This is a genomic window from Streptomyces sp. NPDC001373, from assembly GCF_042895815.1.
In the GTDB taxonomy this organism is placed as follows: Bacteria; Actinomycetota; Actinomycetes; order Streptomycetales; family Streptomycetaceae; genus Streptomyces.
Genome location: NZ_JBIAWQ010000020.1, coordinates 55,201 through 81,233, shown reverse-complemented (window position 1 = coordinate 81,233; position 26,033 = coordinate 55,201). Strand labels below are relative to the sequence as shown.

At 74.7% G+C, this 26,033-nt stretch carries 22 protein-coding genes; 8 read left to right on the top strand and 14 right to left on the bottom strand.

Translation table 11 applies throughout. The features are described 5' to 3' along the window. Positions 1 to 89: 89 nt before the first annotated feature. Both ACFY15_RS31080 and ACFY15_RS31075 read left to right on the top strand, forming a co-directional pair. On the top strand, positions 90 to 1,115 hold the full coding sequence (locus tag ACFY15_RS31080; RefSeq protein WP_390689971.1) for a phosphotransferase family protein: 1,026 nt from the start codon (positions 90 to 92) through the stop codon (positions 1,113 to 1,115). 12 nt (positions 1,116 to 1,127) lie between these two features. Continuing rightward, entirely contained in the window at positions 1,128 to 2,342 is a 1,215-nt protein-coding gene (locus tag ACFY15_RS31075; protein ID WP_390689970.1) for an acyl-CoA dehydrogenase family protein, read from the top strand. A 218-nt stretch (positions 2,343 to 2,560) separates the two neighbouring features. On the opposite strand, the gene ACFY15_RS31070 is transcribed toward ACFY15_RS31075, so the two are convergent. The 3 genes from ACFY15_RS31070 to ACFY15_RS31060 are packed head-to-tail and all read right to left on the bottom strand — an operon-like array spanning position 2,561 to position 5,934. Beyond that, positions 2,561 to 3,172: a TetR/AcrR family transcriptional regulator gene (locus ACFY15_RS31070; protein ID WP_042811083.1), complete on the bottom strand. Its 612-nt coding sequence runs from the start codon at positions 3,170 to 3,172 to the stop codon at positions 2,561 to 2,563. A gap of 36 nt (positions 3,173 to 3,208) precedes the next feature. Beyond that, the gene (locus ACFY15_RS31065) at positions 3,209 to 5,164 is read right to left on the bottom strand and encodes an AMP-binding protein (RefSeq protein WP_390689969.1); all 1,956 of its coding nucleotides are present in this window, start codon (positions 5,162 to 5,164) and stop codon (positions 3,209 to 3,211) included. Then, positions 5,161 to 5,934 carry an SDR family oxidoreductase gene (locus ACFY15_RS31060; RefSeq protein ID WP_390689968.1) on the bottom strand — a complete coding sequence of 258 codons (774 nt, stop codon included), beginning with the start codon at positions 5,932 to 5,934 and terminating at the stop codon, positions 5,161 to 5,163. Before ACFY15_RS31060 ends, ACFY15_RS31065 begins: the two co-directional genes overlap by 4 nt. 101 nt (positions 5,935 to 6,035) lie before the next feature. Between ACFY15_RS31060 and ACFY15_RS31055 the strand changes: the two genes are divergently transcribed. The 4 genes from ACFY15_RS31055 (at position 6,036) to ACFY15_RS31040 (ending at position 10,335) form a co-directional block, all read left to right on the top strand. After that, positions 6,036 to 7,283 (top strand): exo-beta-N-acetylmuramidase NamZ domain-containing protein, encoded by a 1,248-nt coding sequence (locus ACFY15_RS31055; protein WP_390689967.1) that lies wholly within the window; start codon positions 6,036 to 6,038, stop codon positions 7,281 to 7,283. Between the two features lie 121 nt (positions 7,284 to 7,404). Next, positions 7,405 to 8,742: a serine-threonine protein kinase gene (locus tag ACFY15_RS31050; RefSeq protein WP_390826474.1), complete on the top strand. Its 1,338-nt coding sequence runs from the start codon at positions 7,405 to 7,407 to the stop codon at positions 8,740 to 8,742. Between the two features lie 166 nt (positions 8,743 to 8,908). Continuing rightward, on the top strand, positions 8,909 to 9,508 hold the full coding sequence (locus ACFY15_RS31045; protein WP_390689965.1) for a hypothetical protein: 600 nt from the start codon (positions 8,909 to 8,911) through the stop codon (positions 9,506 to 9,508). A 92-nt stretch (positions 9,509 to 9,600) separates the two neighbouring features. Next, positions 9,601 to 10,335 (top strand): 3-keto-5-aminohexanoate cleavage protein, encoded by a 735-nt coding sequence (locus tag ACFY15_RS31040; RefSeq protein ID WP_390826473.1) that lies wholly within the window; start codon positions 9,601 to 9,603, stop codon positions 10,333 to 10,335. On the opposite strand, the gene soxR is transcribed toward ACFY15_RS31040, so the two are convergent. Then, complete coding sequence (soxR, locus tag ACFY15_RS31035; protein ID WP_390826472.1) at positions 10,310 to 10,759, bottom strand: redox-sensitive transcriptional activator SoxR; 450 nt, start codon at positions 10,757 to 10,759, stop codon at positions 10,310 to 10,312. The two genes, ACFY15_RS31040 and soxR, sit on opposite strands and share 26 nt — an antisense overlap. A gap of 114 nt (positions 10,760 to 10,873) precedes the next feature. Between soxR and ACFY15_RS31030 the strand changes: the two genes are divergently transcribed. Continuing rightward, positions 10,874 to 11,335: a MaoC family dehydratase gene (locus tag ACFY15_RS31030; RefSeq protein WP_390826471.1), complete on the top strand. Its 462-nt coding sequence runs from the start codon at positions 10,874 to 10,876 to the stop codon at positions 11,333 to 11,335. Here ACFY15_RS31030 and ACFY15_RS31025 read toward each other — a convergent pair. Beyond that, positions 11,326 to 11,970 carry a TetR/AcrR family transcriptional regulator gene (locus ACFY15_RS31025; protein WP_390826470.1) on the bottom strand — a complete coding sequence of 215 codons (645 nt, stop codon included), beginning with the start codon at positions 11,968 to 11,970 and terminating at the stop codon, positions 11,326 to 11,328. The two genes, ACFY15_RS31030 and ACFY15_RS31025, sit on opposite strands and share 10 nt — an antisense overlap. Positions 11,971 to 12,053: 83 nt before the next feature. Next, positions 12,054 to 13,208: an acyl-CoA dehydrogenase family protein gene (locus ACFY15_RS31020; RefSeq protein WP_390826469.1), complete on the bottom strand. Its 1,155-nt coding sequence runs from the start codon at positions 13,206 to 13,208 to the stop codon at positions 12,054 to 12,056. A 76-nt stretch (positions 13,209 to 13,284) separates the two neighbouring features. Between ACFY15_RS31020 and ACFY15_RS31015 the strand changes: the two genes are divergently transcribed. After that, entirely contained in the window at positions 13,285 to 13,950 is a 666-nt protein-coding gene (locus ACFY15_RS31015) for a TetR/AcrR family transcriptional regulator (RefSeq protein ID WP_390689959.1), read from the top strand. 155 nt (positions 13,951 to 14,105) lie between these two features. Here the strand turns inward: ACFY15_RS31015 and ACFY15_RS31010 are convergent, their stop codons facing one another. From ACFY15_RS31010 to ACFY15_RS30975, 8 genes are all read right to left on the bottom strand, one after another. Then, complete coding sequence (locus ACFY15_RS31010; protein ID WP_390689958.1) at positions 14,106 to 15,185, bottom strand: zinc-binding dehydrogenase; 1,080 nt, start codon at positions 15,183 to 15,185, stop codon at positions 14,106 to 14,108. Between the two features lie 68 nt (positions 15,186 to 15,253). After that, complete coding sequence (locus tag ACFY15_RS31005) at positions 15,254 to 16,666, bottom strand: aldehyde dehydrogenase family protein (protein WP_390689957.1); 1,413 nt, start codon at positions 16,664 to 16,666, stop codon at positions 15,254 to 15,256. 106 nt (positions 16,667 to 16,772) lie between these two features. Beyond that, positions 16,773 to 18,233, bottom strand: a complete 1,461-nt coding sequence (locus ACFY15_RS31000) for a CitMHS family transporter (protein WP_390689956.1) — start codon at positions 18,231 to 18,233, stop codon at positions 16,773 to 16,775. A 73-nt stretch (positions 18,234 to 18,306) separates the two neighbouring features. Further along, complete coding sequence (locus ACFY15_RS30995) at positions 18,307 to 20,550, bottom strand: molybdopterin oxidoreductase family protein (RefSeq protein ID WP_390689955.1); 2,244 nt, start codon at positions 20,548 to 20,550, stop codon at positions 18,307 to 18,309. 229 nt (positions 20,551 to 20,779) lie between these two features. After that, on the bottom strand, positions 20,780 to 21,400 hold the full coding sequence (locus ACFY15_RS30990) for a TetR/AcrR family transcriptional regulator (RefSeq protein WP_390826493.1): 621 nt from the start codon (positions 21,398 to 21,400) through the stop codon (positions 20,780 to 20,782). Positions 21,401 to 21,420: 20 nt separating this feature from the next. After that, positions 21,421 to 22,725, bottom strand: a complete 1,305-nt coding sequence (locus tag ACFY15_RS30985; protein WP_390690007.1) for a hypothetical protein — start codon at positions 22,723 to 22,725, stop codon at positions 21,421 to 21,423. Positions 22,726 to 22,904: 179 nt separating this feature from the next. Continuing rightward, positions 22,905 to 23,723, bottom strand: a complete 819-nt coding sequence (locus ACFY15_RS30980; RefSeq protein WP_390690006.1) for a hypothetical protein — start codon at positions 23,721 to 23,723, stop codon at positions 22,905 to 22,907. Between the two features lie 92 nt (positions 23,724 to 23,815). Continuing rightward, the gene (locus ACFY15_RS30975) at positions 23,816 to 25,954 is read right to left on the bottom strand and encodes a right-handed parallel beta-helix repeat-containing protein (RefSeq protein ID WP_390826468.1); all 2,139 of its coding nucleotides are present in this window, start codon (positions 25,952 to 25,954) and stop codon (positions 23,816 to 23,818) included. Positions 25,955 to 26,033 lie beyond the last annotated feature (79 nt).

Sequence of the window (26,033 nt, the reverse complement as noted above, 5' to 3'; positions counted from 1 at the left end):
CCGGCCCGCCCTCTGGACGGCATACCGACTGGTCGGCATGATGGCTCGGGACACCCGTCGTCGACCCGACTTCGTACGGAGGCGCGCACATGACCCCAGCCGACCCCCGAGGCCTCGATCTGGAGCGGCTGCGCGGCCACCTCGACGCCGCGCGCCCCGGGCTCGTGTCCGGGCCGCTGACCGGCCGGCTGATCGAGGGGGGCCGGTCGAACCTCACGTACGCGGTCACCGACGGCCGGGCCCGCTGGGTGGTGCGCCGCCCGCCGCTCGGTCACGTCCTGGCCACCGCGCACGACATGCGGCGCGAGCACCGGGTGATCGCCGCCCTGCACGGGACGGCCGTACCGGTGCCCGAGCCGCTGCTGCTGTGCGAGGACGAGGAGGTGCTGGGGGCGCCGTTCTACGTCATGGAGCACGTGGACGGCGTGCCCTACCGGACGGCCGGACAGCTCGCGGAGATCGGGCCCGAGCGCACGCGGCGGGCGGTGCTGGGCCTGGTGGACACCCTCGTCGACCTGCACGCGGTGGACCCGGAGGCCGTGGGCCTCGGGGACTTCGGCCGGCCGGAGGGCTTCCTCGACCGGCAGCTGCGCCGCTGGGGCAAGCAGCTCGCGGCCTCGCGCGGCCGGGAGCTCGCGGGGATCGACGCCCTGCACGCGGCCCTGGGCCGGGCGCTGCCCGACTCGCCCGCCCCGACCGTGGTGCACGGCGACTTCCGGCTGGACAACGTACTGATCGGCGGGCCGGACGACACGATCCGCGCGGTGCTGGACTGGGAGATGTCCACGCTGGGCGATCCGCTGACCGACCTCGGGCTGCTGGTGATGTACAGCTCGGACCTGGGCCTGGAGGACTCTCCCGTCAGTACGACGAGCCGCGCGCCGGGGCACCCGGCACCCGCCGAGCTGGTCGGGCGGTACGCCGCCCGCTCGGGGCGGGACACCGGGGCGATCGCCTGGTACACGGCCTTCGCCTGGTTCAAGCTCGCGGTGATCCTCGAGGGCATCCACTACCGCTACACGCTCGGCCAGACCGTCGGCGCGGGCTTCGACCGGATCGGCGAGCTGGTCCCCGTCTTCATCGCACACGGTCTGACCACCCTCCAGGAAGGCTGAGGAGCCGCGCAGATGGACTTCGCATTCGACACCCGGACCGAGGAACTCCGCGGGCGGCTGCTCGCGTTCATGGAGGAGTACGTCCACCCGGCGGAAGCCGTCGCCGCCGGGCAGCGCGCGCGGCTGGCCTCGCCCTGGGACACCCCGGCCGTCTTCGGCGAGCTGAAGGCCGAGGCGCGCCGCCAGGGGCTGTGGAACCTCTTCCTGCCCGACCCGGAGTACGGGGCCGGGCTGACCAACCTCCAGTACGCCCCGCTCGCCGAGATCACCGGCCGCAGCCCGCACCTGGCGCCGATGGCCACCAACTGCGCGGCCCCGGACACCGGGAACATGGAACTGCTCGCCCAGTTCGGCAGCGAGCGGCAGAAGAAGCAGTGGCTGGAGCCCCTGCTGGACGGGGAGATCCGCTCCGCGTTCGCGATGACCGAGCCCGAGGTGGCCTCCTCGGACGCGACGAACGTCGAGACCCGCATCGAGCGCGACGGCGACGCGTACGTGGTCACCGGGCGCAAGTGGTACATCTCCGGAGCGATGAACCCGGACTGCAAGGTCTTCATCGTGATGGGCAAGACCGATCCGGACGGAGCCGATCCACGCCGCCAGCAGTCCATGGTCCTGGTCCCGCGCGACACCCCGGGCGTGGAGGTGCGCCGGGCGATGACGGTGTACGGGTACGCGGACCACGACCACGGCGGGCACGCCGAGGTGGTCTTCGACGGGGCCCGGGTGCCGGCGGAGAACCTGATCGGCGAGGAGGGCGCCGGCTTCGCCATCGCCCAGGCCCGGCTCGGACCGGGCCGGATCCACCACTGCATGCGGCTGATCGGCATGGCGGAGCGGGCCGTCGAGCTGATGTGCCGGCGCGCGGTGGGGCGTACGGCCTTCGGGAAGGAGCTGGCCGCGCAGGGGGTCGTGCAGAACTGGATCGCGGACGCCCGGGTCACCATCGAGCAGCTGCGGCTGCTGGTGTTGAAGACGGCCTGGCTGATGGACACGGCCGGCAACCGGGGCGCGCACACCGAGATCCAGGCCATCAAGATCGCCACCCCGCGCGCGGTGGTGGGCATCCTGGACCAGGCGGTGCAGTTGCACGGCGCGGGCGGGGTCAGCCAGGACTTCCCGCTGGCCGAGCTGTGGGCGGCGGCGCGCACCCTGCGGCTGGCGGACGGCCCGGACGAGGTCCACCAGCGCTCCCTGGCCCGCCGCGAGCTGAAGCGCTACCGCTAGGCGGCGTCTACGGCGTCCTGCCCGAGGCGGCCTCGACGACCTCGTCCAGTACCTCGCGGGAGCGGACGAGGCCGCCGATCAGCCGGTCGGTCCGGTCCCGTTCGCCGACCACGTGGAGGGCCTGGGAGCTCCACCCGGAGTTCCTGATGCACGTGCACGGCCCCGAAGGCTGCAACGACCACCCGGTGCCGGCCCGCCGCCCCGGCCGCCTCGCTCGTTCAGGGACGCAGGGAGCGGAGCAGCAGGTCGGCGAGGTGGTCGGCCACCTGGTGGGGGGTGAGCGGGCCGTCGGCCCGGTACCAGGTGGAGAGGTGGTGCACGGAGCCGAAGTAGTAGTCCACCACCAGGTCGGCGGGGGTGGCCGTGGAGAACACGCCGGTGCGCATGCCCTCCTCGACCAGCGCGCGGAACCGCTCGTGGTAGCGCCGGCGTTCGGCGCGGACCTGCTTGTACTTCTCCGGGCTGAGCTGGTGCATCGACCGGAAGAAGATCATCGCGTCGTCGAGGTTCTCGATCGTGGTGACGACGACATCGGCGGCCGCGGCCCGCAGCCGCTCCTCGACGGGGGCGTCGGATCCGGCCACGGCGTCGAGCCGCTGCTGCTGGAGGCGCAGCATGCGCGCGTAGACCTCGTGCAGCAGGTCGTCCTTGGAGCCGAAGTAGTGGTAGAGGGCGCCCTTGGTGACCCCGGCCGCCTCGACGATCTCCTGGACGGAGGTGCGGTCGTAACCGCGCTCGGCGAACAGCCTGGTGGCGACGGCCAGCAGCCGCTGCGGCACCGGGGTGTCGCGGTCGCCGTCCCGGGGCCCCGCGGTGTTCGTGGCGGCCATGGTGCTCGCCTTCCTCTCCTGATCCTCCGACTGTTTTCAGCCGCGCTCGCGCAGTTCTCGTCGCAGGATCTTGCCACTGGTGGTCTGCGGAAGAACAGGCAGGATCTCGACCTGGCGCGGGTACTTGTAGGCGGCGAGGCGCTCGGCGCAGTACGCGGCGAGTTCGGCCGGCTCGGCACGGGCGCCGGGGCGCAGGCTCACGTAGGCCTTCACGGTCTCCCCGCGGTAGGCGTCGGGAACCCCGACCACGGCCGCGTCCCGGACGGCGGGATGGGTGTGGAGCACGTCCTCGACCTCGCGCGGCCAGACCTTGAACCCCGAGGCGCTGATCATGTCCTTCTTGCGGTCGACGACGTAGAGCCAGCCGTCGGCGTCCATGAACCCGACGTCCCCGGTGCGCAGTTCGCCGTCCGGGAAGGCCCTGGCGGTCTCCTCGGGCAGCCCCCAGTAGCCGGGTACGACCTGCGGCCCGCGGACGGCTATCTCGCCGGTCTCCCCGAGCGGCAGCTCGGCGCCGTGCTCGTCGAGGATCCGTACGAGGGTCTGCGCGCCCGGGACCCCGACGGACAGGGTCCCGCTGCCGGGGTCGACGGGGGCCTCGTGGTGCGCGGGGACGGAGGCGCACGGGGCGGTGCACTCGGTGAGGCCGTAGCCGTTGCGCAGGTAGAACCCGAAGTCCGCGCGGAGGCGTGCGACGAGGGCGGGCGGGACGGGGGCCCCGCCGGAGGAGACCACCCGGAACGGGGCGAAGTGCTCGCGGGTGGCGGCGGGGTGCGCGGCCAGTGCGGTGAAGGCGGTGGCGGGCCCGATGGTGTAGGCGGGGCGGTGCTCCAGGAAGGCGTCGAGGACGGTCCCGGCGTCGAAGCGGCGGGTGAGGACGAGGGTGCCGGCGTTGACGAGGCAGGCGGTGAGCTCGCAGACCAGCCCGGTGATGTGGAACAGCGGCGCGAGCACGAAGTACCCGGCCCCTTCGGGGACGGGATGGCCGGTGACCTGGCGGACGGCGTTGTAGGTGATCGCCCCGTGCGGGTTCATGGCGCCCTTGGGGGTGCCGGACGTGCCGGAGGTGTAGCTGATGAGCGCGATGTCACCGGCCCGCAGCCCCGGATCGGGCGGGGCGGGGCGGCCCTGCCGGGCCACGGCGAGCAGGTCGGCGGGGGCCTGCACGTCCGGCTCGGACGGCGAGCTGCTCGGCGGAGCCGGGCGGCCGTCCGGCTCGGACGGCGAGCTGCTCGGCGGAGCCGGGCGGCCGGCTGGCCCCGCCGCGAGGCCGGACGGCTCCGCCGAGGCCGGATCCAGCCCCGCCCCGGGGCACCTCCCGGCGGTGGCTGGGGACGGTTGCGGCGCGGGGTCCGGGACGGAGCCCCGAGTTCTTCCAGCCTCCCCGGCGTCTGAGGGGGGAACGGTGGAGGGGCGGGGCGGGGACGGCTGCACGCAGCGGGAACCGCCGGCGACCGGGGCCGGGGCCGGGAACACGCGGGGATCGTCCCGGGTCTGGAAGTCCGCGGCACGGGCCGTCACGACGGTCCGCACCCCGCTCCCCCGCACCGCATCCCCCAGGTACCCCTCCCAGGCCCCGTCCTCGCACACCAGCGCGACCGCCCCGGAGTCGCCCAGCACGTGCCGCGTCTCGGCGGACTTGTACATCGGGTTGACCGGAACGACCACCGCCCCCGCCTTCCAGACGGCCAGCACGGCCAGCACGAAGTGCGGGGTGTTCTGCAGCATCACCGCGACCCGGTCGCCCCGCCGGACCCCTCGCCCCGCGAGGTACCCGGCCAGCGAGTCGGAGAGCGCGTCGGCCTCGGCGTACCCGACCCGCCCGTCGAAGTACGCGAGCGCGGCCCGCTCCGGCGCCCGTGCCACGGCATCGCGGAAGGCGTCCAGCACGCTGGCCGGCGGCGTTACCGGTGCCAGCTGGGCAGCGCTCAGCCGGCCCAGCCACGGCCGGGCGGCGTACGGGGATCCCCCTTCGGGGGAGCGGTCCGTCACGAGGACTCCCACTTCCGCTGGAGGTGGTTCATGGCGCCCAGCCACCGCTCGGGCCGGGTCGCGCGCCCGGCGTAGTGGTGGGCCACCTCGGGGTGCGGGAGGATCAAGAACCGGCCCTTCTCCATGCCGTCGAACAGGGCGTCCGCGACCGCGTCCGGCTCGATCGCGGTCGGCGCCAGGACGAGCTCGCCCGCCGAGCCCGCGGCGGTCAGCATGTCGGTGCGCACGCCCTGCGGGCAGATGGCATGGACCTGCACGCCCCGGTGGCGGTAGGTCAGCGAGAGCCATTCCGCGAAGGCGAGGGCACCGTGCTTGGTGACACTGTACGGCGCGGCCCCGATCATCGTGAGCAGTCCGGCGGCCGAGACCGTGGACACGAAGCGCCCGCCGCCCCGCTCCAGCCAGTCGGGCAGCAGGACCCGGGCGGCGCGCACGTGGGCCATGACGTTGACGTCCCAGGCCGCCTCCCAGACGGCCTCCTCGGCGAAGGCGTCGCCGCCCGAGGCGAGTCCGGCGTTGGCGCAGTACACGTCCACCCGCCCGCCGAGCGCCTCGCGGGCCTCCCCGACGATCGCGGAGGCGTCGCCGGGCACGGCGAGGGCGCGGTCGCCGATGGCGGCGGCCACGGCCGAGGCCCGGTCCGGGTCGAGGTCGTTGACGACGACGGTGGCCCCCTCGGCGGCGAACCGGTGGGCGAGGGCCGCGCCGATGCCGCCGCCCGCGCCGGTGACGACGACTCGCTGGTCCTGGTACGCGCTCACGGGGATCACCTTTCGCCGCTGCCTGCCGGGCCCGTGGGGGCACCGGATCCCGGGCAGACTAACCAGTCGGTATGTCGGGGCGGAAGGGGTCCGCGCCCCAGCATGGCGGGATGACGCTGTCACGACGCGGACTGCTGGGACTGGCGGGGGCCGCGGGGGCCACGGGTGCGGTCGGGGCGGGGAGGCCCGCCGGCCCCCGGCCGTCCGGCCGGGTCCGCACCGGCTTCGACCGGCTGGCCGCCGGCGGGTACGAGGAGCTCGCCGGCCGACGGGTCGGGGTCGTCACCAACCCCACGGGGATCACGGCCGACGCCCGCCACCTGGTCGACGTGATGCACGCCGACGCCCGGGTGGACCTGGTGGCGGTGTTCGGGCCGGAGCACGGCTTCCGGGGCACCGCACAGGCGGGCGGCTCCGAGGGGGCCGCCCGCGATCCGGCGACGGGGCTGCCGGTGTACGACACGTACGGCAGGAGCGGGCGGCAGCTCGCGGACCTCTTCACCGCGGCGGGGATCGACACGCTGGTCTTTGACGTCCAGGACGTCGGGGCGCGCTTCTACACCTACGTCTGGACCCTCTACGACTGCATGCGCGCGGCCGCGACGGCCGGCAAGGAGGTCGTGGTCCTGGACCGGCCCAACCCGGTCGGCGGGCTCCGGGCGGCCGGGCCCGTACTGGAACGGCCGTACGCGAGCTTCGTGGGCCGCGAGCCGATCGCGCTCGCGCACGGGATGACGGTGGCCGAGCTGGCCCGGCTGTTCCACGGGGAGTTCCTCGGGGGCGCCGGCCCGCGGCTGCGGACGGTGCCTGTGACGGGCTGGCGGCGGGGGGCCTTCTTCGGGGAGACCGGCCTGCCGTGGGTGCCGCCGAGCCCCAACGTGCCCACCCCGGACACGGCGCTCGTGTACGCCGGCACCTGCCTGTTCGAGGGCACCAACCTGTCGGAGGGCCGGGGCACGACCACCCCCTTCGAGCTGGTCGGCGCGGAGGGCGTCGACCGGCGGTGGGCGGAGGCGGCGAACGGGCTCGGGCTGGCGGGGGTGTGGTTCCGGGAGGCCTGGTTCACCCCGGCCTTCTCCAAGCACGCGGGGAGGGTGTGCGGCGGGCTCCGGCTGGTCGTGCACGACCGGGAGGCCTTCGATCCGGTGCGGGCGGGGATCGGGCTGCTGGTCACGGCGCGGCGGGCATGGAGCGGGTTCGGGTGGCGGGAGGACCACTGGATCGACCGGCTGACCGGGTCGGACCGGGTGCGGACGCTGGTGGACGCGGGGGCGGGCGTGGAGGAGATCGCGGGCGACTGGGCGGCGGGGCTGGCGCGGTTCGCGGCGGTGCGGGAGGAGTACCTGCTCTACCCGTGACCGGACCCGGACCGGTGCTTGCGGATTCCGCCCGGACCGGTGCTGTCGCGGGTCTGGCCGTGGCGGCCCCGCGGCGGGATGCTGCGACCGACCGGCAGGGCTCGCGCGGAAGGGGTGCGTCATGGCGGACGGCGGAGCGGGGATCGGGGTCGGGCCGTACCAGGAGCTGACCTTCGACGCCCAGGGGGACGTGGACCCGGCCACGCGGGCCGCGGTGGCCCGGATGGAGGCGACCGACCTGCTGGTCTTCGCCCACGGGTGGAACAGCGACCGCTCCACGGCGACCCGGCTGTACGACAGCTTCTTCGCCCCCTTCCCCGGGCTGGTGGGGTCGGGGGTGCGGCTGGGCTACGTGGGCGTGGTGTGGCCCTCCATCCGGTTCTCCGACGAGCCGATACCGGACTTCGATCGGCACGGCGCGCTCGCGCAGGCCCCCGCCGGCCCCGCCCTGGACGCGGCGACCCGCAGGGCGCTGGACGGCTTCTGGCCCGGGCGGGGCCCCGAGCTGGACCGGATCGCGGCCCTGCTGGAGGAACGGCCCGACGCCGAGGCCGCGTTCACCGAGTTCGCGGCGCTGGTGCGGGAGCTCGTGGGCGCGGGGCCGGCGGGTCCGTCGGCGCTCGCGGCGCCCGGGGTGCCGGACGTCTTCTGCCTGGAGGCGGTGGCGGTGTGCCGCGCCCTGACCGCCGCCCTGGCCGAGGCGGGCGCGGCCGACGGGGAGGACGCGGCCGGCGGGGAGGGCCCGGCGGGCCCCGCGCCGGACGGGGCCCGGGCGGGCCTCGCGCCGGGCGACGGGCTGCGCGCCCTGTGGGGCGGCGCCAAGGAGCTGCTGCGCCAGGCGACGTACTACGAGATGAAGAGACGAGCCGGGGTGGTGGGCGAGCACGGGCTCGGACCGGTGCTGGCGGACCTCGCGGGGCGCCGGCCCGCCCTGCGCTTCCACCTCATCGGCCACAGCTTCGGGGCGCGGGTGGTGTCGTTCTCCCTGCGCGCCGTGCCGGAGGGGGCGCGCCACGTGAAGTCGCTGACGCTGCTCCAGGGGGCCTTCTCCCACTACGCGTTCAGCGACAGGCTCCCCCACGACCCGGGGCGCGGCGGCGTCCTGCGCGGCCTCCAGCGCCGGGTGGACGGACCGGTGGTGGCCTGCCATTCCTCCCACGACTCGGCCCTCGGTGTGTTCTATCCGCTGGCCTCCCGGATGGCGGGGGATTCGGCCGGTCTGCTCGGCTTCGACGAACGGTGGGGCGCGATCGGGCACGACGGGGTGCAGGCGGTGCCGGGCACCCCGCGGATGGCCCTGGACAGGGCCCTGAGCGGGGGGCTTCCCGGGGCAGGCTGCGTCAGCGTGGACGCGGGTTCCGTGGTCCGCCGCGGTGGGCCCCCGTCGGGGGCGCACAGCGACATCTGCCACGAGGAGCTGGCCCGGATCGTGGTCGGCGCGGGGCGCATGGGGCGCTGACTTCCGGCCATGTGCCACCCGCACGCCTCGACCGCCCCCGCATGCGCCCGCATCCCCTCGGGCATGTTGGGCACATCGGGGCGTGCTGCTTCGTTCTACGCGGTAGCGCGGGGCGGGACGGGTGAATGGTGAATACAGGCGGGGGTACGGCGGAGGTGAAGGTACGGTGGCGGGTTTTCGGAGTCTTGCCTATCAGGTGCGCGACGCGCGCAACGACCGGGCCCTGCGGCGCCATTCGCTGCGCCGCTGCCTGGAGCGGTTCGCGCCCTACGGGCACCGGGCGACGTGGTGGCACCTGTGCGACCGGCACGGGATCGCCCCGGAGGACCGCGGCGCGGATCCGCTGCGGCTGGTCGCGGCGCTGGAGGAGCTGGAGGACGCGCGGGCGGTCTGGCTGGAGTACGAGAAGCAGTTCGCGGAGCGGCGCAGACGCGAGAAGCACGACGGGGTGCGGCAGCCGGAGTGGGCCTGGGGCGGCAGCGGGGACGCCGTGGTGCGGTGCGCCGATCCGGGCGTACGGCCGGACGGGACGCTCGGCGAGGTGCTGAGACGGCTGGTGCGGGCGCTGGAGTCGGAGCCGGGGACGACGTGCCCGGTCTGCGGTGAGCGCGAACTGCGCTGGTCTCCCGCGCTGTCGGGGCCGGCGGCGTGGGGCGGGGCCTGGGCGTGGGACGGGCCGGTGTGCGGGGGCTGCGGGATCGTGGTGCCGCGGCCGGCGCTGGTGGACGCGGCGGTGGTGCATCCGGCGTCGGCGGACGCGGCGTGAGCGGGGCGGGGCCCGGCGGTGGCGGCCGGCCGGACGGGGGCCGTGCCGCCGGTGACTCCCCCGACGCGGGCGGGGTCCGGCGGGGTCCCGCGGTGCAGGCCGCACTGAACGGCGCGCGCGGCGCCGGCGACGGGGGCGCGGTGCCGTTGTCCCCGGCGGATCTGGCGGAGTCGGCGCTGGCCGCGGTCGCGGCCGGGGCCGGGGCCGGTGAGGTGCTGGTGCATCCCAGGACCCCGTGCGGGCGGGAGAGCCTCTCGCCCCGGGTGGTCGGGCCGCTGCTGACGGAGTTGCGCGGCGCGGGGGTCCGCGTACCGCTGTCGGTGCCGGCGGGTGTCGCGGCCGAGCCGGATCCGGCGGGGCGACTGGAGCGGGTGCGCTCCTGGACCGTGCTGCCGGACCGTGCGGTGGTGCCGTTCGCGGACCCGGGGGCGCGGGAGCTGGGGCGGGCCCTGCTGGAGCGCGGGGTGGCGGTGGACGCCGTGGTCCCGCTGGGCGGCGGGGCCGGGACGGAACCGCTGGCGCGCTTCCTGGCGTGGAGCCCGCCGGCGCACGGGCGGGTCCGGCTGGTCGTGGAACTGGCGGAGGACGACCCGGCGCTGGTGGCCGGGCTGCGCTGGCTGCCGCCGGTGCCGGTCGTGCTGTACGGGCGGGAGGACGCGGCCTGGCCCGTGCTGCGGCTGGCCGCGCGGTGCGGCGCCGGCGTGCGGATCGGCGTGGCGGAGGTACTGGTCCTGCCCGACGGGCGGTCGGCGCGCTCGAACGCCGAACTGGTCTCGGCGGCCGTGGAGTTGTGGCGGAGCGCTAGGACGACAGCCGGGATCCGGTGAGGTTCTCGCCGAAGGCGTCGTCCGGGTTGGAAAGCGCACAGTTCTTCAGCGAGAGGCAGCCACAGCCGATGCAGTCCGACAAGTGGTCGCGCAACCGGCTGAGCTGGCTGATCCGCCGGTCGAGTTCGGTGCGCCAGTTCTCGGACAGCCGGGCCCAGTCCTCCCGGGTGGGGGTGCGTTCCTCGGGCAGTTGGGACAGCGCGTCGCGGATGTGGGCGAGGGGGATCCCGACGCGCTGGGCGGCGCGCACGAACGCGACCCGGCGCAGCGTCTCGCGGGTGTAGCGCCGCTGGTTGCCGGGGGTGCGGCGGCTGCTGATCAGGCCCTTGGTCTCGTAGAAGTGCAGGGCGGAGACGGCCGCCCCGCTGCGCGCGGACAGCTGGCCGACGGTGAGTTCGTGGACTTTCTCGGGGATCTGCGGCACGTGTCCGAGGGTAGTCGCAGGTCCGTTGACAGGGACGCGGGGCCCCCAGCATGCTGAGCAAGCGCTTATTCACAGTCTTGCAGGGCCGGATCCAGTGGAAGACAGGGGCAGGGCATGGCCGAACCGAGGATCTTCACGTCCGCCGAGGAGTTGCACGCCGCGATCGGCGAACCGCTCGGGCCGAGCGGGTGGCTGAAGGTGGACCAGAAGCGGATCGACCTCTTCGCGGACGCGACCGGCGATCACCAGTGGATCCACGTGGACCCGGAACGGGCCGCCGCCGGACCCTTCGGCTCCACCATCGCGCACGGCTACCTGACGCTGTCCCTGCTGCCCAGCCTGGTGCCGCAGGTCATGCGGGTCGAGGGCATGCGGATGGGCATCAACTACGGCCTGGGCAAGGTGCGTTTCCCGGCGCCGGTGCCGGTCGGCTCGCGGCTGCGCGCCACGGCCGTGATCACGGAGGTCACGGAGGCGGGCGGCGGGGTGCAGGTCGCGGCGACGGTGACGGTCGAGCGCGAGGGCGGCGAGAAGCCGGTGTGCGTGGCGGAGTCGCTGTCCCGCTACTACTTCTGAGCGGGCCCGTCGGCCGGGCGCGCCCCCACCATCCGCAGGACGAGGTCGGCGTAGAGGGCGCCGACCTCGTCGGGAGTGCGCCGGCCGTCCGCGCTGAACCAGCGGGCCACGTCGATGCACAGGGACAGCACGGCGAGGGTGGTGCCCGGGACGTCGGGGACGTCGAACTCCCCCGCCCGCACGCCCTCCGTGAGGATGCGCCGGACGGCCGCGTCGCTGAGGCGGCGCAGGGCGACGATCTCGGAGCGGTGCTCCGGGGCGAGGGCGTCGAGCTCGTACTGGACCACGCGCGCGGTGGTGTGGTGCGCGGCGTGCCAGCGCACGAAGGACCGCACGGCGGCGTCGAGCCGTTCGTCCGCCGCCCCGGGGCCGGAGGCGGCGGTCTCCAGGATCTCCAGGGCCTTGTCGTGGCCGATGCGGCTGATCCGGTGGAGGAGCTCTTCCTTGGTCTTGTAGTGGATGTAGAGGGCGGCGGGGCTCATGCCGGCGCGTCCTGCGATGTCGCGGGTGGTGGTCGCGTGGTAGCCGCGCTCCGCGAAGGCCTCGACGGCGGCCACGAGCAGGCGCCGCGCGGCGTCCGGGGTGACCTCCGACCACGCCTGGTAGCCGTCGGTGGTCTCCGCCGCGCTGTCCATCGCTCACCTCTCCGCCCTGTAGGAATGGAACAGCTTACCGGAGGGTGAGCAAGCGCTTAGGAACCCTGGTGCGGACCCGTCCATCAGAAGGCGGAGACCCCGGTGCGGGCACGGCCGATGAGCAGCTTCTGGATCTGGCTGGTGCCTTCGTACAGGGTCATGACGCGGGCGTCTCGCAGCAGCTTCCCGGCCGGGTACTCGTCGACGTAGCCGTAGCCGCCGTGCACCTGGAGGGCGTTGGAGGCGGCGCGCACGGCGGCCTCGGAGGCGAAGAGCTTGGCGGTGGAGGCCTCGGTGGCGAAGGGCCGTCCCCGGTCGACCAGGTCGGCGACCCGCCAGGTGAGCAGCCGGGCCGCGTCCACGTCGACGGAGATGTCGGCGATCAGCTCCTGGACCAGCTGGTGGTGGGCGATCGGCCTGCCGAACTGCTCGCGCCGCGCGGCGTACGAGACGGCCGCGTCCAGGGCCGCCTGGGCGATGCCGACGCAGCCGGCGGCGACCGACATCCTGCCCTTGGCGAGGGCCGACATGGCGACGGAGAAGCCCTTGCCCTCGGGCCCGAGCATCGCGGAGGCGGGGACGCGCACCCCGTCGAGGGTCAGCTCGGCGGTGGCCTGGCCGCGCAGCCCGAGCTTGCCGTGGACCTCCCGGCGGGTCAGGCCGGGACTGTCGGCGGGGACGAGGAAGGCGGAGATCCCGCGGTGGCCGGGCGTGGCGGGGTCGGTCCGGGCGAACAGCAGGACCACGTCGGCCCAGGTGCCGTTGGTGATGAACATCTTGCTGCCGCTGATGACGTACGCGTCCCCCTCGCGGACGGCGCGCGTGGTGAGGGCGGCCGCGTCGGAGCCGGTGCCGGGTTCGGTCAGGCCGAAGCAGCCGAGCGCCGCGCCGGAGCAGAGGCGGGGCAGCCAGGAGCGCTTCTGCTCCTCGGTCCCCCAGGCGGCGACGGACTTGGCGACGAGCCCGAGGGAGACGGAGACGATGCCGCGCACGGCGGAGTCCCCGCGGCCGAGCTCCTCGGTGACCAGCACGTAGGAGAGGTGGTCGCCGCCGGAGCCGCCGTACTCCTCCGGAACGGTCAGGCCGAGGAAGCCGAGGTCCCCGAGCTTCTGCACGATCGACCGGTCCACGCTCTCGGCGCGGTCCCACGCGGCGGCGTGCGGGGATATCTCGCGGTCGGTGAACGCGCGGGCGAGGCGGCGCACGGCCTCCTGCTCCTCGCTGAGCTCCAGGTTCACGGATCCCTCCGGGGCGTGGGGCGGGCCTTAACTAGCAGCGCTAGTTTATGCCGAGGCAGGGCCTACTATGTGGCGCATGGCCAGACCGCGCAAGCCCCTTCTCAGCAGAGACCGCATCGTCGAGGCGGCGGGGGAGCTGGTGGACGCGGAGGGGCTGGAGGCGGTCTCCACGCGGCGGCTGGCGGCCGCGCTCGGGGTGAGCGGCCCGTCCCTCTACAACCACTTCCGGACGAAGGACGAGATCCTGGAGGCGGTGGCGGACGCGGTGAGCGCGCGGGTCGACCTGTCGATGTTCGACGGCGCGGGCGCCGGTGCGGAGGCGGACTGGCGAGGGGCGCTGCGCGCCTGGGCCCACTCCTACCGGGACGCCCTGGCCGACCACCCGAACATCGTGCCGGTACTGGCCCGGGGCCCGGGCCGCCGCCCGGCGGGGCTCCGCCTGGCGGACGCGGTGTTCGGCGCCATGACGGCGGCGGGCTGGCCCCCGGCCCACGCGACCCGGATCGGCGCCCTGATGCGGTACTTCATCCTGGGCTCGGCGGTGGCCTCCTTCGCCGGGGGCTTCGTGGACGACGAGACGGCGTACGACCCGGCGGACTACCCGCACCTGGGGCAGGCCCACCTCCTGGCGGACCGCCGGCACGAGGTGGACGAGGGCGCCTTCGAAACGGGCCTCACGGCCCTCCTGGACGGCCTGGCCCTCCAGTACGAAGCCCTCCGCCCCGCCTCACCGGCCCCCTGACCGGGCCCGGCCGCCCGGCCCCGGCCCACGCCCAAGCCCCCGGCCCACGCCGCGGCCCACGCCCGGAACCACGCCCCGGGCCCACGCCCGAGACCAAGGCCCGGGCCCCCGCCCGGGCACCGGCCCACGCGCAGGCCCGCACCCCACGTCCCGCACTAGAACACGACCAGCGACCGCCCGCCCTTGCCTGCGACCATCGCCTCGAACGCGGCCGCAATCCCCTCCAGCCCGATCCGGTCGGTGACCATCGCCCCGAGGTCGAGCCGCCCGGCCCGCACGTGCTCGGCGATCACCGGGAGGTCCCGCGCCGGGTCGCTGTTCCCGTACACGCACCCGCTGAGCGTCCGCGCGAAGTGGAAGATCTCCAGCGCGTGGAAGGAAACCCGCTGCTCCTTACCTCCGATGCCGACGACCGTCGTCCGCCCGCCCCGCCGGGTCGAGTCCCAGGCCGCCCGGATGGTCTCCGCCCGCCCCACGCACTCCACGGCGACGTCGGCCCCCCGCCCGCCGGTCAGCACGCGGACCTCCTTCGCGCTGGTCTCGGAGGCGAGCACGAACGCGGTGGCCCCGGCGGCCCGCGCCAGCTCCTCCTTGGCCGGGGAGACGTCGACGGCCACGACCGGCCCAGCGCCGGCGATCCGCGCCGCCTGGAGGGCCGCGAGGCCGACCCCGCCGACGCCGAACACCGCCACCGACTCCCCCGGCCGGACCTGCGCGCTGTGGTGCACGGCCCCGTAGCCGGTCAGCACCGCGCAGCCCAGCAGCGCGGCCTCCTGGAGCGGGATCCCGGCGGGCGCGGGCAGCACGCAGTTCGCCGCGACGACGGTCTCCTCGGCGAACGCGGCGACGTTCAGCCCGGGGTGCAGCTCCACGCCCCGGGCGTCGTGGGCGTGGACCGCCCCGACCCCGGACAGGGCCTTGGCGCAGAGCCAGACCTCGCCGATCCCGCAGTGGTGGCACTCCCCACAGGACGGGGCCCAGTTGAGTACCACCCCGTCGCCCGGGGCGACGTGGGTCACGCCCTCCCCGACGGCGAGAACCGTCCCCGCACCCTCGTGGCCGAGGACGGCGGGAACGGGCACCCGCATGGTGCCGTCGGCGAGGGAGAGATCGGAGTGGCAGACCCCGGCCGCGGCGAGCCGCACCCGGACCTGTCCGGGTCCGGGATCGGGCAGCACGATCTCCCGTATCTCCAGCGGGGCTCCGACGGCGGGCAGGATGGCGGCGCGGACCATGGTCGTCGTCTCCGTGTCGTGTGTGCGGGGGCTCGGGCGCCGGGGTTCGGACCCGGCCCGGGACGTGCTCAGAACTGCAGGGACTTGGTCTGGAGGTACTCCCCCAGGCCGTGCGGGCCCAGCTCGCGGCCGACGCCCGACTGCTTGTAGCCGCCGAAGGGCGCGAGCACGTTGAAGCGGCCGCCGTTGATGTCCACCTGCCCGGTGTCCATGCGGCGGGCGAACGCCACGGCCGTCTCGGCGTCCGCCGCCCACACTGCGCCGCCCAGGCCGTAGACGGTGCTGTTGGCAATCCGCAGGGCCTCGTCCTCGTCCTCGTAGGAGAGGATCGCCAGCACGGGGCCGAAGATCTCCTCCTGGGCGATGGTCATGTCGGGGGTGACGTCGGCGAAGACGGTCGGGGCGACGAAGTACCCGCGCTCGTGGGGCGCGTCGAGGCCGCCCGCGACCAGGCGCGCGCCTTCCTCGACGCCCTTGTCGATGTACCCGCGCACCCGGTCGCGCTGGGTGGCATTGACGACCGGCCCGAGGCGGGTGCCCGGGTCGCGGGGGTCGCCCGAGGGGTACTTGGCGACGGCGGCGGCCGCGAGGGCGACGGCCTCCTCGTACTGGTCCCGGTGGACGAGCATGCGGCTGAGCGCGTTGCAGCTCTGACCGGCGTTGTTCATGACGTGTCCGACGCCCGCCGCGACGGCCTTGGCCAGGTCGGCCCCGGGCAGGATGACGTTCGCCGACTTGCCGCCGAGTTCGAGGGCGACGCGCTTGACGGCGGCGCCGGCGATGGCGCCGATCTTCCGGCCGACGGCGGTCGAGCCGGTGAAGGAGACGAGGTCGACCCCCTCGTGCTCGGCGAGCGCCTGGCCGGCGACCGGGCCGGTGCCGGTGACGAGGTTGAAGACCCCGGCCGGGATGCCCGCCTCGTGCACGGCTTCGGCGAAGAGCTGTGCGGTCAGCGGGGTGTCCTCGGCCGGCTTGAGGACGATGGTGCAGCCGGCGGCGAGAGCGGGTGCCACCTTGGCAACGACCTGGTGCAGGGGATAGTTCCAGGGCGTGATCGCCCCGACCACCCCGACCGGCTCCAGGAACACGGTGGAGTTGCCGAGCCGCTCCTCGAAGGCGTACGACGCGGCCAGCTCGGCGTACGAGGAGGCGACCGCGACGGGCGCGCCGACGTGCACCGCCTCCGCGAAGCCGATCGGGGAGCCGAGTTCGGCGGTGACGGTCTGCGCGAACTCGGCCTTGCGGGCGACGAGCACGTCCCGCAGGGCCCCGATCAGCGCGGCCCGCTCGGCCGCGGGGGTGGCCGCCCAGCCCGGGAAGGCCGCGCGGGCGGCCCGTACGGCCGCGTCCACGTCATCGGCGCTGCCGGCGGGAACGCCGGCGATGATCTGCTCGTCGGCCGGGTTGACGACCTCGATGCGGCCGGATCCGGCGGCGGGCCGCCACTCCCCGCCGATGTACATCCCGTCGTGGGCCTTCATCGCATTCCTCCCGAGCACGCACGAGCGCGTAGACGCGCGGACCTGACGTCGCGACCACCCTACAAACTAGCGGCGGTAGTTTTTGGACGGCCAGGGGTCGCAGGGGTCAGATGATGCCGAAAAGCATCCCCGCCCCCAGGACGACGAGGGAGGTGAGAGCCGCCCATTTCACGGTGAACCGGGTGTGGTCGCCGAACTCGACCCCGGCCATGCCGACGAGGACGTAGACGGCCGGAACCAGCGGGCTGGACATGTGCAGGGCCTGGCCGACCAGGGCGGCGCGGGCGATCTCGAGCGGGGCGACCCCGTGGGCGGCGCCCGCCTCGGCCAGCACCGGCAGGACGCCGAAGTAGAAGCCGTCGTTCGACATGAAGTAGGTGAGGGGCAGGCTCAGCAGGCCGGTGACCAGGGCCATGTGCGGGCCCATGCCGTCGGGGATCGCGCGGACCAGCCAGTCGGCCATGTGCTTGACCATGCCGGTGCCGGAGAGGACCCCGGTGAACACGGCCGCGGCGAACACCATGCCGGCGACGTTGAGGACGTTGTCGGCGTGGGCGGCGATCCGGGCCTTCTGGTCGGGCATGTGCGGGAAGTTCACCGTCAGGGCGAGCGCGGCGCCGAGGAGGAAGAGCACCGGGATGGGCAGCAGCTCCATGATCATCGCGGCGAGCAGGGTGGTGGTGAGGGCCGCGTTGAACCAGTAGAGGCGCGGGCGCAGGGTCGGCCGGCGGGGGTCCAGGCCCTGGATGTCCTCGGAGGTGGTCGCGGGGGCGGAGCCGCCGGCCTCGGAGGCGGGCGCGGGGGCCGTGTCCGTACCGGCGCCGCTGCCGCCGCCGGTGCGGGAGCCCCCGGCGGCCGTCTTCGCCCCGGATCCGGCCGCGACCAGGGTCCCGGACCCCGCCTCGGCCTCGATGTCGGCCTCCTCCACGGCCGCGTCCACGGGCAGGGCCAGGGAGCCGACACGGCGGCGCTCGCGCAGGCCCAGTGCGTAGGCCAGCACGAACACGAAGACCAGGCCGACGGCCAGGGCCGGGATCATCGGGACGAAGATGTCCGCCGCGTCGAGCTTGAGCGCGGTGGCGGCGCGGGCGGTGGGGCCGCCCCAGGGCAGGGTGTTCATGACGCCGTTGGCGGTCGCGGCGACACCGGTCATGACCACCAGGCTGAGTCCGAGCCGCTTGTAGAGCGGGTACATGGCCGAAACGGTGATCATGAAGGTGGTCGACCCGTCCCCGTCGAGGGAGACGACCGCCGCGAGGACGGCCGTGCCGACCACCACCCGCATGGGGTCGGCCTTGCAGAACCGCAGGATGCCCCGGACGACCGGGTCGAAGAGGCCGACGTCGATCATCACGCCGAAGTAGACGATGGCGAACATCAGCATCGCCGCGGTCGGCGCGAGCTTGCCGACCCCGTCGATGACGTAGTCCCCCAGGTGCGCGCCCTTTCCGGCGAACACACAGAAGAGCGCGGGGATGAGGACGAGCGCCGCGATGGGCGACATTTTCTTCAGCATGATCAGGAGCAGGAATGTCGCGATCATGGCGAAGCCGAGGAAGGTCAGCATGCAGGGAAGGTAGGTGCCGCCTCCTGGGGCCAACAAGACGTCCGGGCGTGAGCAATACGAGCAAAACCCCAGCTCAGGGCAGGGGTGTCAGGGTGACGGGGAAACCGTTGAGCACCGCGGTGCCCGACAGCGGGTCGAGGCGGCTGCCGTCGAGGAGCTGGTTGACGTTGACCCCCGGCTCGGCCCCGGCCACCGCGAGCCGGGTGCCGGCGCGGTCGTGGCCCCAGCCGTGCGGGAGGCTGACCACGCCGGTGCGGACGGTGTCGGTGACCTCCACCGGTACGTCCACGCTGCCGCCGTCGGCGGTGACCCGGGCCCGGCCGCCGTCGGCGAGGCCCAGGCGGTCGGCGTCCCGGGGGTGGACCTGGAGGGTGCAGCGGTTGGAACCTCCGACGAGGGCCGGGACGTTGTGCAGCCAGCTGTTGTTGGACCGCAGGTGGCGGCGGCCCACGAGCACCAGGGCGGCGGGGCGTTCGGCGAGCGCCGATCGCAACCGGGGGAGCTCGGCCGCGATCGGAGCCGGCAGCAGCTCGATCCTGCCGCTGCGGGTTCTCAGCAGGCCGGGGAGCCGGGGCCGCAGCGGGCCCAGGTCGATGCCGTGCGGATGCGCGAGGAGCCGCTCCAGGCTGAGCCCGCCCTCCGCCGCCTCGGGCCCGGCCTGGCCGAACAGGTCGCCGTACGGGCCGAGTCGGAGCATCAGGTCGAGTCTGCGCTCGGGGCCGTTCTCGCCCGTGAGCAGTCCCGCGAGGCGGTCCGGGTCGGCTCCGCGCAGGGGGGAGTGCCGGTCGGCGGTCTCCTTCGCGAGGGCGGCCCGGATCGCCATGTCGTCGACGGCGGAGGGCTCGGCGGAGCCGTGCGTGCCGGAGACGGCCAGGACGAGGCGGGCGAGGATCTCGCACTCGTCGAGCCGGTCCGCCTCCAGGGGAACGGCGGGCCGGGTGTAGCGGACCTGGTTGCGGACGGCGAACCCGTTGAAGGCGAAGTCGTGGTGCGCGCTCTGGGAGGGCGGCGGCGGGGGCAGGACGACGTGGGCGTGGCGGGAGGTCTCGTTCAGGTAGGGGTCGACGCTCACCATGAAGTCGAGCCCGGCCAGGGCCGCGTCGAGCCGCCGGCCGTCGGGGGCGGACAGCACGGGGTTGGCGGCGATGGCGATCAGGGTGCGGACGCGCCCCTCCCCCGGTGTTTCGATCTCCTCGGCCAGGGCGGCAGTGGGCAGTTCGCTCTTGACCTCGGGGTGGCCGCTGACCCTGCTGTGCCAACGGCCGAGCGCGAACCCCCTGCCGGGCGCGGCGGGGCGGGGCCGCGGGCCGGTGGCGGGGAGCGGGAAGAGGGCCCCGCCGGGGCGGTCGAGGTTGCCGGTGAGGATGTTCAGGACGTCGACGAGCCAGCTGGCGAGGGTCCCGTACTCCACGGTGCAGCTGCCAATCCGCCCGTAGACGGCGGCGGTCGGCGAGGACGCGAGTTCCCGGGCGAGGGTGCGGATCTCCTCGGCCGGCAGGTCGCAGGCGGGGGCGACGGCCTCGGGAGTGAAACGGGCGAGGGCGTCGGCGAGTTCCCCGAGTCCTTCGGTGTGTTCCGCGAGCGGGCCGGGCTCGGCGAGGTTCTCCTCCAGGAGCGTGTGCGCGAGCGACGCCAGCAGCAGGGCGTCGCTGCCCGGGCGCGGCGCGAGGTGCCGGTCGGCGAGCCGGGCGGTACGGGTGCGGCGCGGGTCGACGACGACGAGGGTGCCGCCCCTGGACCGCAGGGCCTTGAGCCGGCCGGGGAAGTCCGGGGCGGTGCACAGGGAGCCGTTGGACTCGACGGGGTTGGCGCCGATCAGCAGGAGGAAGTCCGTTCGGTCCAGGTCGGGCACCGGGATGGCGAAGGGGTCGCCGAACAGGAGCCCGCTGGAGACGTGCTTGGGCATCTGGTCGAGCGTGCTGGCGGTGAAGAGGTTGCGGGTGCCCAGGGCGCCGAGGAGCAGCGGCGGGTAGAGGGCACCGGCCATGGTGTGGACGTTGGGGTTGCCGAGGACCACGCCCACGGACTGGGCGCCGTGCTCCCGGACGAGTGCGGGGACGGCGGCGGCGACGGCCTCGAACGCCTCCTCCCAGCTCGTTTCCCGCAGCTGTCCGCCGCGCCGGACGAGGGGGGTGCGCAGCCGGTCGGGGTCGGCGTCCAGGGCGCCGAAGGCCGCTCCCTTGGGGCAGACGAAGCCGCGGCTGAAGACGTCGTCACGGTCGCCGCGGGCGCCGGTGACGGTGGTGCCCTCGATGGTGAGGGTGAGGCCGCAGGTGGCCTCACAGAGGGGGCAGATACGCGGGGCGGTGCGGGGCATGGACCCTCCTGGGGCGGCAGGCGGCAGGCGGCGACGCGGACCGACGGAACCGGCGGGGCGCGCCGCGCGGCGCGGGCCCGCGGGCGCCCCGAGCATACCGACCGGTAGGGAGGGTGGGGAGGGGGTCGCGGCGTCCCGTTCGGCCCCGCCGGCCCCGCCGGCCCCGCCGGCCGGGGCGGCCGGGGCGGCCGGGGCGGCCGGGGCGGCCGGGGCGGCCGGGGCGGCCGGATCAGTCCAGGACGTGGGCCAGGTAGGCGTGCATCATCGCCCGGGTCTCGTCGATGATCCCGGGGTCCCCGGCCGGGCCGGACCGGAAGGCCAGCTGGACGAGGGCGTCGGTCGCCTCGACGGCCACCAGGACCGCCCGTTCGAGGGCCAGGTCGGGGGTGAGCCCGAGGTGGGCGCAGAGCAGTCCGGTGAGGCGGGCCGCGACCTGGTGGTTGGGGTCGGCGGCGGGGCCCTCCGCGGGCGGGGCGGGCACCCCGAAGTCGACCAGGGCGAAGCCGGGGACGGTCCGTTTCATGGCCAGGTACTCGTCGAGCACCGCGTCCACGACGGGCCGCCAGTGGGCGGCGGGGAGCCGGGCCAGCCGCGCGGTGACGCCCTCGGCGTACCGGTCGAGGTTGCGCTGGGCCAGGGCGGTGGCCATCGCCCGCTTGTTGCCGAAGAAGCGGTAGACCGAGCCGATGGGGACGCCGGCGCGCAGGGCGACGGCGCGGGTGCTGAGGTTCTCGTACCCGGTCTCGTCGAGGAGTTCGGCGCAGGCGTCGAGGATCCGGGCGAGTCGGTCGGCGCTGCGCTGCTGGACGGGGGTCCGGCGCAGGGGTTGGGCGGGAGGCACGGGATCCATCATGCCCTTCCTGGCGGCGCTCAGTTCAAGAGGAGGGTGAGCCCGCCGATCGTGTACGTGATCATCAGCGCCAGCAGGGGGAGTTGTCCGGCGACGGCCCTGGCCGGCGGGAAGAGGCGTACGGACCGGTCGTGCGCGGCGATCACACCGAGTACGTGCCCGGCGACGACGGCGATGACCTGGAGGGCGGCAAGGCCGCCGGGACCCAAGGGGGGACTGGGTTCGGTGGCGTTGTCAGTGCCGAGTGCCATGCTTACTGTGCGTGGTCCTTCGGTGACGAGGAGGGAGAAGTAGTGGGCGATGAGATAGCCGAGGGCGATCGGTACGAGTGAGTGCGCGAAGGCGGTCAGCGGGCGGGGGTGCGGGCCGCTGACGAGGCGGGTGGCTCCTGCGCACAGGCAGTAGAGGGTGGCGACGAGGGCGACGGAGGCGAGCAGTCCGAGCGTGGCCGCGGCGGTGCGGCCGAGAGGGGAGGTCTGAGTGGCGTTGATCCAGGAGGGGTTGTCGGAGAAGCCGTCGTAGGCGGTGGAGCCGAGCAGGACGCAGACGGTGGCGACGAGTCCGGGCCGCTCGGGCGTCGCGTCGAGTCCGTGGAAGGGGTTGCGCAGGACGAGGCGGCCGTCGTCGCGGCGGCCCAGGGGGGAGAGCCGGGACAGGAGGTCTGAGTAGGCCTCGAAGGCGTCGGCGCCGGTGAACCAGCCCTCGCCGAAGCGGGCGGCGAGCAGCAGGTGCACGGCGGCGTAGCAGGTGAGGGCGGTCAGGAGGGAGGTGGTGGACGCGGGATCCGGTGAGACCAGTTCGAGCCAGGTGAAGGCGAACAGTCCGGCGGCGGCAGGCCATTGGCCGAGTCCGGGCGGCAGGGGGCGGCCGGCTCCCGGCGGGCGGCGGCGGGCCCGGCTGAGGAGGCGGTGCAGGGCGCGGAGCGGGTTGAGCAGGCGCCAGACGGGGCCGAGGAGGAGGGAGGCGGGCACGAGTCCGACCCACAGCAGGACGTAGACGGCGCCCGGGGCGGGGTTGCGGGCGGGGTCGTCGGGACCGAGGAGGAGGTGGAGGAGCACGGCGAGGGCTGCGGCGAGACCCAGCCCGCGCAGCGCGGTGCGGGTGGCCGGCGCGTCGGCCACCCGCTGGAGCCCGGCGGGCAGGGCGAGTCCGGAGCGGTCACCCCGGAAGCGGGAAGCGGACCAGAGCAGGCCGAGTGCGAGGAAGGAGACGAAGAGCGCGGCGAAGGCGCCGGCGAAGGCGTAGAAGGGGGAGATCGGCAGGTCGTGCTGGGAGCCGATCCCGTGCGCGAGGAGGGTCGACGGGTCGGCCGGGTGGAGGACCACGCCCTGGCCGGACCCGGGGCCCGGCCCCGGCAGCCCGCCCGGACCGCCCGCACCGGACGCGGCCGCGAGGGGCCCGGCAGGGAGGGGCCCGGCCGCCAGGGCCTCCGTGCGGCCGGGGCCCGCGCCCGGGCCGGCTCCGTCCAACACGGCCGTCGCGAGGGCTGACGTGCGGCCCGGGGTCATCGGACGAGGAGTTGGGTCAGGACGAGTCCGGACTCGTGGGTCTCGACCTCGAAGAGGCCCGTGCGGTCGGCCGTCAGGACCAGGGTGGCCTCCTGGCCCGCCGGCAGGGCGAGTTCCTTGTCGTAGCCGTGGACGTGCAGGGTGTCGGCGCGGTCACTGGTGACGCGCAGGGCTATCCGTTCGCCGCGCTTGAGCTCGGTGCGGCCGGTGGGCGGGGAGACCGTGCCGTCCCGGACGGTGAGGGTGACGGTCCGGTCGGCCTCGGGTGCCTGTGGGGGTGCCGGGGAGCCGGTCGGGGCGGGTGCGGGGTGGCTGTGGGCGTCTTGGCCCGGGGGGCCCGCGGTCAGCTGCACCGTCGACTCGACCGGCTTGCCGGCGACGGCCCAGGCGGTGTGGTCGTCCGCGTAGAGGCGGACGGTGAGGGTGTGCGGGCCCTGGGGCACCTGCGCCGCGGGCAGGTGGAACCAGGGGCCGTACACGCGGGCCAGCTTGTGGCCGTCGAGTTCCAGGTGGGCATGGCCGGCGCCGGGGAGGGCGGCGCCGCCGGTGCTGTCGGGGGTGAAGCGGAAGCCGGTCACGGCCAGCTGGAGGTTCCAGCCGTCCTCGGAGTCGGGACGGGCGGAGAGCCGTACCTCCGGTGCGCCCTGGGCCGGGACCTCGCGCAGGCGGTGCCCGCTGCCGTCCTGGGCGTCGAGCAGGGTGCCGGCCTCGCCCGAGGCCTGCTGGTGGGTGGTGCCGGGTTTGTGGTGGGTGGTGGCCCGGCCGCCGCAGCCGGTGGCCGCGCCGCCCACGAGCACCAGGAGCAGGGCGGCCAGCGCGGCCGTGCGGGCGGGACGTCGGCGCGGCCGGGCCCGGCGGGCGGCGGCCCGGCAGGTGTCGCACGGGATGCGGGGCTCGGCGGGGTCGGTCACTGCGGGTCTCCGGGGGTCGGGCCGGGCTGGGGGGCCGCGGTGTCGCGGGCCGGTGCGGGGCCTGCCGGGACGGGGGTGCGGTCACCGGCCGGGTCGCCGGCCGGGCGGGCCGGGCGGGCCGGGCCGGCCGGGCGGGCGGAGGCCACGACGGCCCACAGCACCCACACCACCGCGACCAGGGCCCGTATCCAGGCGGGGCTCAGCGGGATCCAGGGGATCATCAGGACGGCCTTGTCGAAGGCGTCGAGCAGGGTCAGGGCGCCCAGGAGCAGGGTGAAGCGGGCCAGCCAGGGGCGTTCGAGGCGCAGGGACAGGCCGGTGCCGGTCCACCACAGGCCGAGCAGGAGCAGGGCCAGGGCCGGGACGGGGGTGTGGGTCAGGGACATGGTGGAGCCGGCGACGTCCAGGGCCAGGCCGGCCAGGCCCGCGACGGCGGCCGCCGTGCCCAGCCGGGAGCGGCGCAGGCGGCGCCCCCACAGGACCCCGCCGACCAGCAGCAGGACCGCCGCCACCGCCAGGGCGATCTGGGTCTCCACCCGCTCCAGGCCCCGGGCGCCGTACCAGTCGCAGCCGGCGGGGAGCTTGCGGGCCTGGACGTTGTAATCGGCGCAGACCAGCAGCTGGGTCAGCTTGACCGGTTCGCCCACGAGCCGGGCCGAGGAGCCGCTGACCTGGCCTCGCTCCTTCCCGCACTGCGGGAGGGTGCCCGGGGTGGAGCCGTCGGGTCCGTCCTGCCAGCAGTTCCCGCTGCCCTGGCCGTCCCACCACACGTCGCTGCCGTTGGGGCGGGAGGCGCCGGACCGGTCCTTGCCGAGGACGTTGCCCGCGTACCGGTTGTGGTGGGAGGTGTCGGTCTGCTTGGACCACTTCTCCTCGCCGCGGATGAAGGCCGGTACGGCGCTGAGGAAGAACCCGGCGCGCCGGTGCCCGTAGACCCAGTTGTCCTCGTAGACGTTCCAGTTGCCGCCGGCGGTGATGATGCCGGTGCCCGGAGGCATGGAGATCTGCGGGCACACCACGCCCTGCTCGTAGCCGCGCTCGACGGGCGGCTTGGCGCAGGTGCCGTCCGCGACGTAGTGGTAGTAGTCGGCGTTGTTGTCGTGGATCAGGTTCCGCTCGAAGCGGGCGTGGTTCTGCGGGAGGCCGGGGTGGCCGGGGAAGGCGCTGTCCATCGAGGCGCCGCCCATGTTCTGGTCGAACTCGTTGTCGTGCACCCACACCGAGTCCCCGGCGGTGCCGGAGTAGCCGACCATGTTGTGGTGGCTGCGGCAGCCGGTGATCTCGATGGAGTAGCGGGGCACGTCGTAGCCGCGGCCGTCGTTGATGTTGGAGGCGCTGCCGGGGTAGATGCCGGAGTCGCCGTTGCCGTAGGACTCGCAGTTCTTGTAGAGCCCGTGGTCGCTGGCGAAGGTCAGGAAGCCGTACTCGTCGTTCCAGCGGGTCAGTACGTCGTCGATGGCGAAGCCGTCGGCCGCGAGCACGTACAGGGAGTTGAAGGTGGTGCGCTGCGCGGTGAAGTTGCGGAAGTAGACGCCGTCGGACTTGTCGGCTCGGATGGCGTTCAGCTTCTGGTACTTGGCGTCGATGACGACGTCCGTGCGGGCGGCCCCGGTCCCCTCGATCTGGAGGTCCTTCTTGCCGAGGATCGCGACGAGGTTCTGGTTGTGGCGGCACTGCTCCTGCTGCTCGTACGACAGGATCTGGTAGCCGAGCGCGGAGTTGGGGGCCTTGAGGTGCGCACACTCCCCCGCGGGCTTGGGGAGCGAGGGCTCCTCCTCGTAGAGGCCGGGGAGGATCGCGATGTTCATCCCGGGCCGGTCGACGGCGTCCACGGCCTCCTGGAGGTGGCGGTACCCGCTCGTCGCGCAGCGCTCGTAGAGGGTGAGGTTGCGCTGTCTGAGCTGTTCGGGGAAACCCGCGACGCGGCGTTCGAAGTCGGCCCGGTCGGTCTTGCAGACCAGCAGGTCGGGCTCGGCGGCGCGGTAGCGCGGTACGGATCCGGAGCCGTCGGGGAGGGCGACGGGGCGCTCCTCGTGCGCGCGGGCTGCGGGCGCGGCGGCGAGGAGGGACAGGAAAGCGAGGAGGGCGGCGAGGAGCGCCGCCGGCACGGCAGGGAACCTGCGGGTCCACGACATGCGCGAGAGAGTAGAGCAATGTTCATCTTTTCGGATCCCCCCGTGCGCGATCCCGGCGGGCGGTGACCGGATCGTTGCG